Here is a 15,489-nt window from a genome sequence, read left to right as displayed (position 1 = left end):
TTAGGCGCATGCACTCACATGGCTTTGCGGTAGTCACTTGGTGCCACACCCACCACGTTCTTGAAAGCCCGGTTGAAGGAATTATAGTTTGTATATCCCACTTCTTCACTGATCTCCTGAATGGCCTTATCGGTCTCCTGCATGAGCAGCTTGGCTTTTTCGATGCGATGACTAATGAGCAGATCCACAAACTTCTCCCCAATCTCATCCTTGAAAAGTTTACTCAGATACTTCGGATTAATATCGAATAGATCACTAAGGTAGTTCAGCGACAGATCAGGATTGTTGTAATGCTCTTCGATGTATTTGCGAATCTCCAGAATATGTGATCTGTGTTTTCGGGAACAATGCAGCGTCTGCATCTGCAGCGCCAGTTCTCTGAACCCTTCCCAGCACAGCTCACGCAGGTCATCTAACGTCTCCCAGCCCTCAAGCCTTGGGAGAAGCGGGGTGAATATAACGGCCCACGAATCCTGATACTCCCGTGGAAGTTCGGCAAATTCCCGATTGTAATGTTGAAATAACAATTGGATCGTATTCATAATCTCCTGACGGGACAGAACAGACTCACTGATTTGTTCAAACAGTCTTTCAAAATGCTTTTCCCACACATCGTCCGATAAACGCATCGCCTGTACCAGCAGTGAGATGGTCTTCAGGAACTCATACACATCATTGGTCGAATTTGGCACATCGCTACACGGAATGATACGATTTATCCCCAGTACAGCCTTGTACTCCAGCGCGTGCACAGCTTCTTTCAATGAAGCTTTCAGCCCCCGAATATCGACAGCAACCCGACCAACACCAATGGTCACGGTGAAGTTCAGATACTGATCGATTCTGTCCAGATAACCAGCGAGCAATCGATGCTCCGTCTCCTCAGCCTGTTCCATGTCCGGAATCCAGAGGATGGCGTACAGACGCTGATCGGAGATCCATTCAGCCCATACTTCCGTTCCTTCATGGCGCGCACTCTCCTGCAGAATACTGGATAACACAAATTTCAGGAGGGATTGGTCCTGATGATGATACTCCGTCACAAATGCATCATACCGGTCCATCTCAACTACCATGACGGCCCAGCGATGCTCCAGCTCAGGCAGTTTGAACTTTTTCATCTCCGCTGTCAGCTCCATGCTCGTAAAGTCTCGTGTGCCCTCCAGCAACTCCTGAAAGAACATTCTTTTCTGTAAAATCAGATTCTCTTCATGTTCCTCCTGATATTGTCTCGTCTGATCAATCATGCGTTCCAGCGTTGTATGGATGAAGCGGAACTCATTCTCTTTGCCATAGTTCAGTCCGGATTGCTTCTGCGAAGAGACGGTCTGAATTAACGTGACAATCTGCTGAATCGGCTTGTAGTTTCTGCGGGTCACATAGATCACCCACACCACGCCAATCAACACAACCACTACAGCAAAGGCAAACCAGATATTATAAAATTGCAGAGCCCATTTGACGATTTTTCCATTATTGAGACCTGTCTGCACCTTCCAACCGCTATAACTCGACGTAAATTCGGAGAAAACTTCTCCCGACGTGGTTTTAGTAGAAGCTGCAACCCCTCCTGGCATGCTGCTATCCCACAGATTGCCACCCGAACGGTTGAAGATGTTCACAAACGTAAATTCCGGATCATACATCTGCATAATGGATTTTCTCAGGGTACTTAGGTCCACGTTTGTCACCACAAGTCCTTTGCCGTTTCCTACACTTCGCACAATCGTAATCACCTGCTCAGTCGCTTGCGAAGGAAAAGCTCGGAACGCTCGTGCCCCTGCCCACTTCTGTTCATCCCTTGACCGGCTATCTGCAATAAAGTCTGCATCCGGGAACTCTTCAATCGGAACTGCCTTCCCGTTACTGAAGACCGTGCCATCACCATAACGAACGAGATAAATTGAATCGATCAGCGGATACTCTATTTTCAATTCATCAACCACCTGGACCGCCTGAATGCCGGCATACACATCATCGCTGCCAGATACCGAGAAATAATTCTTCAAGTTAGGGTTGGTCAAAATCTCACGCAGTACCTTGAAGTCGATGGAACGCAGGGAGTTGTCCAGATATTGCGTAACCTGTGAGGCCAAAAATTCATTGGCCTTGAGCGCTTCTCTACGGTTCTGTTCATTGAATACTTGAAAGAAAATAAAGAATAGAATGGTCGTCACAATAAAGAAAACAGGCAGATACGATAACAGCAAACGCCTAAACCAATTGTTGTTCATCTCCGAAGATCCCCCCACCATTACTGTTCATGCTGAATGACGACAAACATCTGTGCTGATCGCTAATTTTCCATAAATATTCAGTACATTATATCGGATGACGTGGGGTTGTCATAGGAGAAGACCGTCCCGGTCACGGGTGACAGACGGGACAGCCTCTATATTGAATCCTTCAATTATTGATTCTTCTCAATGGCACGCTGGTAGATCTCAAGGTAATTACTCAGTCCGAGACCATCGAAGCCTTTGACATACGAATCCCATTCCTTATCAATGCTCTTGCTGCCAATAATGAACTGTGCCATATTTGTCTGCACATAATCCTTGATGGCCGTAGTCAGTTGTGCAGCTGATTCCGTATCCTCTGGACGAATAAATACGTTCGCAGGGTATACTTCTTTGGGTGCATAAGGTTCATACACATTGGTAGCTTGAGCCAGACGTGTACCATAACCCTCTGCTTCTAGAGGATTCTGTCCTTCCGCAAACAGATTACGGAACGTGTTGGATAAGTCATGCGCTCCGATCTGTGACCAGCTCTCGTTCACAACAACGTTCGGATCACGCTCAGGCAGGTTGTAGTAGCTGTATTTGGCCGGCTCGCCATTGATGTTTTTCTCATCGGCATCTGCCTTCTTCCAGCCTTTGCCTTCAGTTGGACCATACTCCGCGTACAGCGCACCTTCTTCACTGAACATGTAGTCTACAATTTTGATAGCGGCAATCTGCTGTGCTTCTGTCGCTTTGTTGGTGATGGCAAACTCAAACTCACCTACGCTCTGCGTGGCGCCTGTCGTCTGCACTCCATCGGGTCCTTTCAATGGAGGAACGATCTCCCAGTGCTGGTGACGGGTGATGTCTTTGTCATAGGTATTCACGAGATAACTGACCAGCGCCGTCGTAATGGAACCGACCACTTCATCGCCTTCCTTGTTCCCCAGCTGTCCAATCGCCTGATCGTTTTGCGTGAAGGAAGCCGGATCAATCAGGCCATCTGCATACAGCTTGTTCATGTACTCCAGCCCTTTCTTCCAGCCTTCCTGATTGGCGGCAAAACTCACCTTGCCATCGTTCACGATCAGGTATTTGTCGTTATCATTGTATATAAAGCTATTCATCAGGTAGGCATCAATGTTGCCATTCCATACATACTTGTTCGGTGCGCCCGTGAGTGGAATCTCGTCCGCTTTCCCGTTACCATTCGGATCTTGTGTCTTAAACGCCTTTAGAACGGTATACAGTTCATCAGTTGTGGTTGGCATTTTCAGACCCAGATTATCGAGCCACTCCGTGTTGATCCAGTATTTCTGTGCATACGTGCAGTGGTAACATTCATTGAAGATTGGCAAAGCATAGATATTGCCATCCGGTGCCGTGATGGCTTCTTTGAAGTATGGCTTCTCTTCCATAATCTTGGTCAGGTTCGGACCATACTCCTTAATCAGATCCTGTAGCGGAAGGAACACGCCCTGTTTTCCATAGGTTTGAAGATCTGAGGTGGTGAACTTGCCGTGAAGAAACACTTCCGGATAATCACCACTGGCCAGCAGCAATTGTCTGCGATCCTGCAAAGCGTCCGTTGGGGCCAGATCCCATTTTAGGGTAACGTCGAACTTGTCTTCGATAAATTGGGTAAATTCATTCTCTTCCATGGAAGCTTTGCCTTGCGGAGCAAAGAGGGTCATGGTTACAGGACCGCCGCTCTCCCCGCTACCGTCGCTACTTCCACCCGATTCCTCGGATGAACTGCATGCGGACAACAAAGCCATCGAAGCAAAGACCAGAAACAACATCGAAATCCAAGATTTTCTCAATCTGACTCCTCCTTTTTGTTTATAACGGCAAATTATTGACTTGTACTGCATGCACGTATATAAAATCGACCCCGGAAGCCGGCGTGTTCCTTCCACCTCCTTTCAAGAGGCAACCGGGCTTAACTCACAAGGATTAACCTTTGAGGGAACCAACCATGACCCCTTTAACAAAATGCTTCTGTACAAATGGATACATGATCAGAATTGGAATACTCGCGACAACGATCAGTGCATATTTCAACACCTGCTCGAACCCTTGGTCCCGCATCTGTTGGCTGGTATTGGCAAGCATCGCCGGATCAGCCGCGTTCAGGATGAGCAGATTGCGAAGCACGTATTGCAGAGGGAACAACTTCTCGGAACGCAGATAGATCAGTGCATCAAAGTACGCATTCCAGTGACCTACGGCATACATGAGTGTCATGACCGCCAGAATGGGCTTTGATAAGGGAAGAACCACGCTGATCAGATACCGGATATCCCGGCAACCATCCATTTCTGCGGCCTCTCCAAGCTCTTCCGGGATGGAAGATTGGAAGAACGTCCTTGCCACGATGACCTGGAACACCGCGAGCGCCCCGGGCAACCACATTGCCCAACGTGTATCCAGCAGGTGTAAGTCCTTCATCAGGAGGTAGGTGGGAATCAGACCACCATCAAAGAACATCGTGATCATCATGAAAATAATGATGGCCCCTCGTCCATAAAACGATTTTCGTGACAAAGGATACGCCAGCATGACGGTCAGCACCACGTTAATGAACGTACCCACCACGGTGTAGATGATCGTGTTATAGAAACCGAGCATAAGCTGTTGGCTTTTGAAAATGGAGATGTACGCCTTGATGTTAAAGTCTACCGGGAACAGCCACACCTGGCCGGATGTCACGGCTCGTGAAGAGCTGAACGAAGAACTGATGATATACAAGAGCGGGTAAAACACCGTTAGCAGTATGGCAAACAGAAAGATGTAGTTAAGTGTCATGAAAATGCGGTCACCGAGCGGGTCCTTGATCCGGTTACGATTAATCAGGTTGAACATGGATAAGCTCCTCCTTTACCACAAGCTGTTCTGGGATACTTTGCGAGATATGCCGTTGACGATAACCAGCAGGATCAGGTTGATAATGGAGTTGAAGAACCCTACTGCCGAGGAGAAGCTGAAATTCGCTCCGATCAGACCCACCTTGTACACATACGTGGAGATGACCTCCGAAGCGCTTGTGTTGAGTGGATTCTGCATCAGGTATATTTTCTCAAAGCCCACGCCCATAATGCTGCCCAGACTCAGAATCAGCATGATAACGGTGACTGGAACGAGCGATGGCAGGTCGATGTGCCATATTTTCCGAAGCCTTGATGCGCCGTCCATCTTTGCTGCTTCATAGAGAGATGGATCAACACCAGCAAGAGCTGCGATATATATTATTGATGAATATCCCATGCCCTGCCACACACCTGACCAGACATAGATCGATTTGAAGTATTCCGGGATGCCCATGAAATTGGTCATCGGGAAGCCGAGCAGTGTGAACAGCTTGTCTACCACGCCCACATGTGGGGAGAGCATCAGAATGATAATGGATACCATGACAACGGTGGAGATAAAATGCGGAGCGTAGGTAACCATCTGTACGGTCTTCTTGAAGTAACCCGTTCGAATCTCATTCAGCGCCAGGGCCAGCAGGATCGGAATAGGGAAACCGGCAATTAAGGAATAGAAGCTAATGCCTATCGTGTTTTTGATTAACAGCCAGAAGTTTGGAGATTGGAAGAAGGCCTCAAAGTGTTTGAATCCGACCCACGGGCTTCCCCAGATTCCTTTGACCACACTGAAGTCCTTGAAGGCGATCTGGACACCCACCATAGGGATGTACTTGAAGATCAACAGATACAACACCGGGGGCAGCACGAGCAGGTAGAGCTCCCAGTGTTTCTTGAGGCTTTTGATGAATGGATGCTGCCGCTTGGGCTCCACATGTTTCCTCTGCTGGAGTTCCATCTTGGCGGGTATGCTTTCCGTAGCTCGACTCATTTGCGTCACTCCTTCTACACCTCAAGTGTAATAATACATTACATTTACATCCCTTAAACATCCTTTTTTCTGTTCCTAGTTCCTTGTTCAACAAAGATGATGTAAACATTCATATCAGGTAGCGCTTTCTTGATTTGATAGTACATCGCACGGTAAACTTTTATCAATTTGCAATTTTCTCCGACTTCTCTTTATTCCACAAACCCTTGTGTGACAAGCAATTGCGAGCCATTTCTATTGGGAACTGTGTCCCTTATGTATGAATAAAAAAATCCCGGAGGTGGTTATATCTCCCCCGGAATTGACATGGCATTCTATGCGCTTGTGACCAGCCTGAACGTATGTGTAATCGGCGCTTCAATGGTTGTAGCGGATTGTGGCAGTTCCACGAGAAGTCCGTCTTCCGTATGCTGATACGAAAGTACGTCATCGCTACCGATGAGTTCGATACGCTCTACCTTTTCCAGATAAGGAATGACCAACTGTGGTTGTACGGTCTCATTCTCATTTCGGTATATACGGAAGGCATATACGGTGTTGATCTCTTCTTTCTGTGTGAAAGCCCAATCTTTCGTAAAATATGGCCCGCAGATCCGGGTTCCATAGACGCCTTCTCCATGAGTACCCAACCATTCACCGAGGCCCTTGATGCCTCGAATTGCCCCTTTTGGCAGACGCCCATCGGGTTGCGGTCCTACATTCAGCGCCAGGTTACCACCCTTGGACACGACTTCGAGCAGAATATGTGCCAGCTGTCTTCCCGTTTTATACTGATCATCGAAACCAAAAGCAAAGGAGTTGCCCACGGTAATACAGCTTTCCCATGGAATGTTCATCGGATGTTCCGGTATGGTCTGCTCGGGGGTAACGATATTCTCATACGGCCCACCCACGGTGCGATCTGCGGACAGAAGCCAAGGTTGTGTGGTCTGACGCGCCCGTTCCACGACTTCTCCCAGCCTGATATCCTGACCATGGCGACCTTCGCGCACCCATCCAGCATCCAGCCACAGACATTCGATTCGCCCGTAATTCGTCAGCAGTTCCATGATCTGCTCATGCGTGAACTCCACGAATTTCTCCCACAGCCACGGATATTTATGGGGATCATACGAAGGCCCGCGCCACATATGACGTCCACGCTCCATGCCCGGTGCCCAGTAATACGGAGTATGCCAGTCCGCTTTGGAGAAATACGCTGAGATGCCGAGTCCTTTCGCCCGGAAAGCGTCAAATAATGCTCGACAGATGTCCGCATACTTATGAGTATGAAAAGGCGTGTCCTTACCCGTAATCCGGTAATCCGTCGTCTTGGTATCCCACATGCAGAAACCGTCATGGTGTTTGGTGGTGAACAGGAAGTATTTGAACCCGTTATCTGCCGCCATCTGTGCCCATTCCTCGGGCTGGAAGCGAATCGGATTGAAAGTTTTGTTCAGATCGAAATATTCCCGCTTGAAGTCTTCCATGTCATCCGTCCAGTCGATGTCATCGCGCGACCAATCGCCATCCTCGTCGCTCAGCGCCCAGGACTCTACGAGGCCAAGCTGGGAATACGGCCCCCAGTGCATCATCAGCCCCAGCTTCTGGTCCTTGAACCACTCCAGCCGCTCATTCAGCAGCGGGTCCTCCGGTTTGATCCACTCTTCCTCTTTGCTAAAATTGTGCACCCCGGCTTCGACAATCTGCTCTTCCTGCTCCAGTACGGTTTCTTTGGTTTCGCTCATCCTGTTTCATCTCCTTTGGATTAGATGTCATACGCTGAACACATTGCTTTACACTCGGCCACTGCGCGGTCAGAATAATCTTCCGATCGCTGTTATCCCCAGATTTTTTGATTATTTCCCTAAAGGGAAAATCCGGGGATAAAGGCGAGCGCTTTGCTTCTTCAGATTTCTCTGCCCTCTCCGTTATCGTGTAACGTTTAGTTCAACTAAGAAGGACATAGTAAGCCCTGTCACTGTTAGCGTGGTAGGATCTTCCGAAGCTTTAGCTTCGCTGCTTCGGATTGATTTTGCACCCTCCGTTTTGGCGTGAACGGTAGGTTTAACTATTAAGGGGCGTAGTAACTTTGTATTTTGAGTGCGGTGCCATCTTCAATTAATATGAATCCCTTATTTCCCTCGTTTCTATAGGGAAATCCAGCTGCTGATCCTAGCGAATGGGTAGAGAATTCTCTAAGGAACACAGGGCATCTTATTTAGCCTTTTGGTCCTCTTTTTAAATTGTAAGGAACATCAGACACGCTATTTCCCGAAATTAGGTGGTAAAAACGCTGTAAACTGCTGTTTATTCTCATGTAACGTGTCTCAGGTTTCTTAGATTTCTACTGGTGCTTCAGAGCCTTAAATAAGACGCCTCAGATTCGTTAGTTCGCTCCCTACTCTGCTCCAACCGCGGGCCAAGAAGACGACCCCAAATCCCGGCCGGAGTGGAGCTTTTCATTGAAAAGGAGCGAATTGCTCATAACGTTCAATGCCACGGGAGTAGTAAATTATCAACTTGGAGCATCTCCGTATTGCAAAGCCCCTTTACAGCGTGATTTCGCGACCCTGACGGGCTGATTCGTAGATGGCACAGAGCATTTTCATCACTTCGACGCCGTCCTCGACGGGACTAAGTGTTTCTTTGCGGCCCTGTGTACTATCGATAAAATGGTTGATTTCATTGCGGAATGAACCCATAAAGTCGAATGATTTGAAATCTACCTGTGGGGTCATGTTCAAAATGGTGTTGAATTTCTCGCCGATGATCGAAATTTCCGGCTCCAGCTCGGCACCGCCTTTGTCGCCATATAGTTTGACCGAAGTCTCATCCGCTTTGGCATGGAGCGTGAAACTGACATCCACGAGCAGGCTCGCGCCGTTCTCGAAACGAATCAGGGCATTTGCCATATCCTCTACGGTGTTTTGCTCCGCGTCATAGTCCGCTGCTTTGTAGAACGACAGATTGTTAATGTTCGAGCGGTTCCCCAATCGGTTGGATACGTTAGCGGAGACGGATTTCACCTTCGGTCTGCCCATCAGATACCAGCAAATGTCGATCACATGCACCCCGATATCAATCAGCGGGCCGCCGCCGGAACGTTTGATATCCGAGAACCAGCCACCCGGATTGCCCAGACGACGCAGACTGGAGGCTTTGGCATAATAGATCTCGCCCAGCTCACCCTCGTCGATGAACTTCTTCAGAATTTGTGCATTGTCGCTATAGCGGCGAACAAAACCAACTTGTAGCAACTTTCCGCTGCGATGGACCGCCTTTTCTACTTCGAGGGCATCCTCCACCGTTTGGCAGAGTGGTTTCTCACACAGCACGTTTTTGCCCGCGTCCAGGGCAGCAATACTAATCTCCGCATGGGAGTCGTTCCATGTGCAGATGCTGACGGAATGAATCTCGGGCAGTGCGAGCAATTCTTTGTAATCGGTAAACACATGAGGTGCATTATATTGCTTCGCAACTTCTGCGGCACGTTCTGCATTCAGGTCGCAGATGGCGTATATTTCAACGTCAGGGTTACTGGCATAGGCTTGCAAATGGCAATCGGATATTGATCCGGCACCGATGACGGCGACTTTCAATTTGGACATAGTGCTGATTCCTCCATCGTTTTCATATGAACTGACTCAAGAAATTATAATATTCGGCTTAACGTAACGACGGTGAATGCTTGGACTTTCGGCCGCTGTTGTCTGCAAATTTCTTTTATTGACCGCTCTAGCGGTTGAAATCCGCAGACAAAGGCGGTCGCTAACGCTCCTACAGTTCCAAGCTTCCCCTCTGTTACTAACGCCTTCTTTAGAATTTGATTCAATTTTATTCATTTAAAACAAGTACTCAGCCCTATGCCTCTTCCCATAGGCGGCGGACGTTATCCATGGCAATGCGTGAGGCGGTTTTACAATCTTCCATGCCTTCAAATTCTACCGAGATATATCCGTCATACCCGGATTGTTTCAACACACGGAACACCTCAGGCATGTCGATATCGCCATGGCCCACGATGGAACCCCGCAGGTAATTGCCATGCGAGGTTTGGAACCAGCCTTCACCGGGATTTCGGTACGAAGGTCTCCAGTAGAAGTCTTTGGCGTGCACAATCGACGCGTACGGAATATTATTTTTTACGGCACTCACCGGATCTTCATCCACGCAGAGGAAATTGCCCACATCCAGTGTGGTCTTGAAATTGCTCCGCGCTGTTTCGTGTAACAAACGCTGAATTCGCTCACTCGACTGCACATAGTACCCATGGTTCTCGACGCTTGTTGTGATTCCAAAACCTGCTGCATAATCGGCTATCCGCTGACAGGCTTTCACCAGTTCCGGTAGGTCGATCTCGAACTGTGCTACGGTTCCTTCTGGTGCAGGGCGAAAAGCCACGTCATGACGCATCAACTTCACGCCGAGCGCTGCAGCCACATCCACATGTCGCATCACATTCTGGATCTCTTGCTCCAACGCTTCGGCGTCCTCCTGCACAGCAAAGTTAGCACCGATGGCATAATTGGAAATATCGATTCCTACCTCTTTTGCCACAGCTTTAATCTCATCAATCAACTCCGGATTATCGATCAGACTGAATCCCATCGGGACAATCTCCACATGTTCCCCGCCCTGATCGGCAATCCAGCGAATGGCATCGGGCACGGTTAATTCTTTACGATCCAATGCTTGTTGCAGACTGTAGGTGCTGAGTCCAACTTTCATTTTTCCTCATCCTCTCCTGTAGGACGTGTCTCAAAACTCACTGAAGTGCATCTTTTACCGCCTTTTCGCCCCCTGCTGCGTCACTTTCCCTTGACGTGCCCCGGCACGCCTGCGGAAAATCTCCTTGCTTGGAACGAAAATTCGGCAAAATCTGCGTCCTTCGGAGTTTTCAGACACGCCCTAGTCAATGTCCATACCCAACGTATACCTTTTTCTGGCGGACACGACAATTATCAATAATCGTTTGGCTCTACTATTTTCCTTTTCCTAGCCCAAATCCGGTGTATCCACAAACGTTACGGCCAGTTCAGCCGTCTGATGAAGCTCGAATACCATGATTTCATTCTCACCTTCACGAAGAAGCGGGGCAGGCACATACAACGTTTTTTGCGGCCCTTTATTCCAGTAGCGTCCCAGATTGAATCCGTTTACAAATACAACTCCCTTGGTCCAGTTATCCAGTCGCAGAAAAGTATCTCTTACATCCGTGATCTGAAGATTTCCCCTATAAAAGGCTGGTCCCGGTACTTCATTAATTGTTTCGTTAATTGCTTCGCTAATCACATCGCTGAATTGTAAACCGGACAGATCAGTTAATGGCAGACAATGAATCGTCCAATCATATAAAAATTGAAAGCCATGTCGCACCCCCTCCGTAATCCCCTTCGGATCTCTCAGATACGGGCCATAGTTGATTCGTCCCATATTTTCGACAAGGATCAATAGATCTACGCCCTCTGGCGGCACTGCAAAGGATACCGATAATTCGGTATTCCCCCGTTCGAGCACGCCCTGAAATTGCCCATCAACAAACACAAGCGCACGGTCACGCACCTCCTGAATCACCAGTTCCTGTCGCTCTCTAGGCCCGGAAATTCGGGTTTGATAACAAATAAATCCATAATCTTGACCCAGCTTCTCCATCGGTTCTGGATTCGTACGATGCAACGGGACTGATATCCGGTCCAACTGCGCCAGTAATGGCGCCTGCTGATTTAACTCCAATCGCCCATAGCCGATAGTCCCCTTCGATTCTGGCAGCACAAGCTCACCCAGACCGCTGTCGCTATACCGAGCAATAAGGTCCCTCACCGCATGGAACTTCGCTGTCGGCTTCCCGGATTCGCTGAGCAGTGAATCGTAGTCGTAACTTGTAATTGTGGGTTCGTATTGATCCTTCTGCTGACAGTTCGCCCCATTGTAAAATCCAAAGTTTGTTCCACCGTGGAACATATAAAAGTTAACCGAAGCTCCTGCTCGAAGCATCTCCTCAAACACAACAGCCACATCTGCGGCTTCTCGGGTATGATGCGACTCACCCCAGTGGTCGAACCAGCCGTTCCAATACTCCATGCACATCAAAGGTTCTTCTGCCTGATATTCACGCAGCTTGGCAAACGCTCCCTGCGTCCCTGATCCAAAATTGACTGTAGCCAGATGCCCCTGCACTGATCCCGCTTGCAGCATGTGGTCTGTCGGTCCATCCGAGGTAAATAACAACACATCCATACCGCGCTCCACCATGCCATCCCGTAAATATTGCAGGTAACTCGCGTCGTTCCCGAAGCTGCCGTACTCATTTTCAATCTGCATCGCGATGATCGGTCCGCCTTGGGTACTAAGAAGAGGTTTCAATCTGGGCAAAAGCACATCATAATAACGATCCACATTCGCCAGAAATTTTGCATCATTACACCGCAGACGAATATCATCATCAGCGAGCAGCCAGGAAGGTAGCCCACCAAACTCCCACTCGGCACATATATAAGGACTTGGACGAACAATCACATGCAGACCAACATCTCCCGCAATGCGAATAAAACGTTCGAGATCAGCCATGCCCTCAAAACGATATTGCCCCGGCTTCGGCTCATGGACATTCCACGGCACATATGTTTCCACTGTATTGAAACCGCAGGCTTTCAGCTTGAGTAGCCGGTCCTCCCAATATTCGGGGACCACTCTGAAATAATGGATGGCACCCGACAAAATCCGAATGGGCTCGCCATCATACATGAATTGTGAACCTTTATACGTTAGCAACGCCATTTGGCCCCCCTCCCCGCTCGCTCAGATATATGCCTAATCCGGACAACGTAGGATACCATCTGGATTCATGAATGGTTAATCGCATCTTTCTCGATGTGACCTGTGGGAAACAGCAAATTCGCTTATACCCCACCACCGTCCCCTTGTAAAACTCTTCCCAACCACCATCTGCTCTCTGCGACTCCAGTGTAAAACGCTCAATCCGTTGGCCTGTCTGGATATGTTCCATCAGTACCACCCGGTCAAACGATCGTTCCTCCTGCAAATCCAGCTCGATCCAAGCCTGCTCCGTTCCTTCGTGAGGACACCAATACGTTTCCCGGCGTTCCGTCAGCACTTCCGATACGGCATGTTGTTCATCCATCGTCTCCGATGCTTTTACCAGCGCCTGCAAGGCGAAATTTTCCTGAAAAATGGTGCGCAGCGAATCTCCCAATTCCTGTAGTCGCTCAACATCCGTTTCGTGAATGAGACCACGCGTATCAGGTGGCAGATTGAGTAAAAAGGTGGCATTGCCCCCCACTGCGCCGTAATAGACGGCGAGCAGTTCTTCCAGTGTTTTGACCTGATCATCTTCACTGGCATGATAGAACCATCCCGGGCGAATTGAGGTATTCACCTCGGCAGGGTACCAGATCAGTTGGTCACCTTGGGAACGAATGACCTCTCGGCTTCCCAAATCACTGTCCTGCGTATTGATCCTTGTGGCAAACTCACCATCATCCACCTGTTGCGATTGCTCCTGAATCTTCTCATTATCCTGCATATGCGCTGGCACAACGCTCCATTCCGAATCACGCGTATGTCCCGCTTCATTGCCACACCAACGTACATCCGGGCCACATACCGAGATGACAGCTTCGGGCTGAAGTTCACGAATAAGCGCATAATAGGTGTCCCAGTCATAGACCTGCCTTTTGCCATTCGGACCCTCACCACATGCACCATCGAACCATACACAGAAGATGTCGCCATAATTCGTGAGTAGCTCGCGCAACTGATGGAGGAAAAACTCGTTATACCTCTCGGAATCTCCATAAGTGGCTTCATGCCGATCCCAAGGAGACAGGTACACGCCAAACTTCAATCCACCCTCACGGCAGGCATCGGCGACTTCCCGAACCAAATCCCCCGCACCGTTCCTCCACGGACTGGCTGCAACCGTATGCTCTGTAAACTGGCTTGGCCACAAACAAAATCCATCATGATGCTTACACGTCAAAATCAGTCCCTTCATCCCGGCAGCCTTGCACGCCTGCACCCATTGCGCTGCGCTCAGTTCAGAAGGATTGAAGATCGACGGGTCTTCCTCCCCAGTGCCCCATTCGCGATCCGTAAATGTATTTACCGTAAAATGAATAAACGCGTAGAACTCCATCTCCTGCCACCTCAACTGGCGTTCGGATGGGCTGACCTGTGCTGCGAACTTAACCCATTCGGATGCTTGCAGTTCATGATTCATGGCGTATCACTCCCTTTATTTCGTGCGTTCCTATATCACTGGACCACGATTGATTGGACCGCTACTCAGTACACTACTGTCCATGAATGGCTGTGATGCAAGCAATAACTGCTGCTTAGCTTCTTCAACCAAATGTGGATCAATGGGATAATTAAAGCTGCCTTTGTACCTCACGCCTGATCCCATATGTATCTCTGTGATACCCGTCTGACTCACTAGCGTTTGAATTCCCTCTATGGTGACCCCCGACCCTGCCATGACAGCGATGTTCAAGGTTTGCCCCAGGTCCTGGAGCTGTTTCAGTTCCAGTATGGCTTCAGGCGCTGTCTGTTTCCCTCCCGATGTAAGCACACGCTCCACGTTTCCCAATGTGTTAATGGCCTTGAGCGCCTCAGTCAGGCTTGTGCTCACATCAATTGCCCGATGAAACGTAACGCCCAAACCCTGTGCTTCGGCCATACATGATTGCAAGGATATGAGGTCGACTTCACCAGCTCCTGTAAGAGCGCCGATCACGATGCCAGCGGCTCCAAGTTCCCTCGCCACGCGTACATCCCTGGTCATAGCGTGGATGTCATCTGCGCTATAGCGGAACGAGCGGCTATGTGGACGGATCATGACATACACTGGGATGGAGACTTGAGACAGCACTTGCTTCATGACACCATAACTGGGGGTAAGCCCTCCTTCAGACATCGCAGACACCAGTTCAATCCGATCAGCCCCTCCCTCCTCAGCTGCCTTGGCATCTTCCACATCCACAGCAATGACTTCCAATACAGGCTGTCTCTTCATAAGGATCACTCCCTTCACTTCATCGTAGATTATTCCAGAACCGTTAACCCTTATCGATAGACATCACTCGAACTGCACACAGCCTGATCCATGACATAAAGGACCGACTGAACGCTTCATCAGCGCTCCTGCGGTCCTTCTTCATCATTATGGGCGACGGTCAGCTTCTCGGAACGCAATCCGAATAGGCTGACCTTCCTGAAAGATATATTGTTTGTAGGCAATGATCTTCATGATTGGATTCTCCTTTGAGGACCGGAATGGGGGAGGCTGGCAAATAGAGAGCGCAACGGATTTCATCACTTCATTTAATGAATTTTGTTATTTTTGTTATTTATAATGTTATTATTTATTAGCAATAGTCTAAAACGTTAGGATCAGAACGTCAAT

General features: G+C 48.8%; 10 protein-coding genes. All 10 read right to left on the bottom strand.

Annotated features, from left to right (window positions below; genetic code table 11):
* Positions 1–14: 14 nt before the first annotated feature.
* Complete coding sequence (locus NZ043_RS10560; RefSeq protein ID WP_339311710.1) at positions 15–2,234, bottom strand: helix-turn-helix domain-containing protein; 2,220 nt, start codon at positions 2,232–2,234, stop codon at positions 15–17.
* Between the two features lie 176 nt (positions 2,235–2,410).
* Positions 2,411–4,048, bottom strand: coding sequence for an extracellular solute-binding protein (locus NZ043_RS10555; protein WP_083679689.1), 1,638 nt, complete (start codon positions 4,046–4,048; stop codon positions 2,411–2,413).
* Between the two features lie 133 nt (positions 4,049–4,181).
* Positions 4,182–5,090, bottom strand: a complete 909-nt coding sequence (locus tag NZ043_RS10550; protein ID WP_082763028.1) for a carbohydrate ABC transporter permease — start codon at positions 5,088–5,090, stop codon at positions 4,182–4,184.
* A gap of 15 nt (positions 5,091–5,105) precedes the next feature.
* Positions 5,106–6,050: an ABC transporter permease subunit gene (locus NZ043_RS10545; protein ID WP_223868815.1), complete on the bottom strand. Its 945-nt coding sequence runs from the start codon at positions 6,048–6,050 to the stop codon at positions 5,106–5,108.
* 347 nt (positions 6,051–6,397) lie between these two features.
* Positions 6,398–7,810 (bottom strand): alpha-L-fucosidase, encoded by a 1,413-nt coding sequence (locus tag NZ043_RS10540; protein WP_289390858.1) that lies wholly within the window; start codon positions 7,808–7,810, stop codon positions 6,398–6,400.
* Positions 7,811–8,614: 804 nt separating this feature from the next.
* The gene (locus NZ043_RS10535; RefSeq protein WP_339311706.1) at positions 8,615–9,673 is read right to left on the bottom strand and encodes a Gfo/Idh/MocA family oxidoreductase; all 1,059 of its coding nucleotides are present in this window, start codon (positions 9,671–9,673) and stop codon (positions 8,615–8,617) included.
* Between the two features lie 253 nt (positions 9,674–9,926).
* Positions 9,927–10,793, bottom strand: coding sequence for a sugar phosphate isomerase/epimerase (locus tag NZ043_RS10530; RefSeq protein ID WP_289390856.1), 867 nt, complete (start codon positions 10,791–10,793; stop codon positions 9,927–9,929).
* 267 nt (positions 10,794–11,060) lie between these two features.
* Positions 11,061–12,842 carry a beta-galactosidase gene (locus tag NZ043_RS10525; protein ID WP_339311703.1) on the bottom strand — a complete coding sequence of 594 codons (1,782 nt, stop codon included), beginning with the start codon at positions 12,840–12,842 and terminating at the stop codon, positions 11,061–11,063.
* A complete protein-coding gene (locus NZ043_RS10520; RefSeq protein WP_339311701.1) occupies positions 12,823–14,304 on the bottom strand; it encodes an alpha-L-fucosidase in 1,482 nt (493 codons plus the stop codon). The genes NZ043_RS10525 and NZ043_RS10520 overlap by 20 nt, the downstream gene beginning before the upstream one ends.
* 30 nt (positions 14,305–14,334) lie before the next feature.
* Positions 14,335–15,099: a copper homeostasis protein CutC gene (locus NZ043_RS10515; protein ID WP_339311699.1), complete on the bottom strand. Its 765-nt coding sequence runs from the start codon at positions 15,097–15,099 to the stop codon at positions 14,335–14,337.
* Positions 15,100–15,489: the final 390 nt, after the last annotated feature.

The sequence above is a fragment of the Paenibacillus sp. FSL k6-2145 genome, from assembly GCF_037976585.1.
In the GTDB taxonomy this organism is placed as follows: domain Bacteria; phylum Bacillota; class Bacilli; order Paenibacillales; family Paenibacillaceae; genus Paenibacillus.
This window is presented reverse-complemented; position numbering and strand designations above follow the sequence as displayed.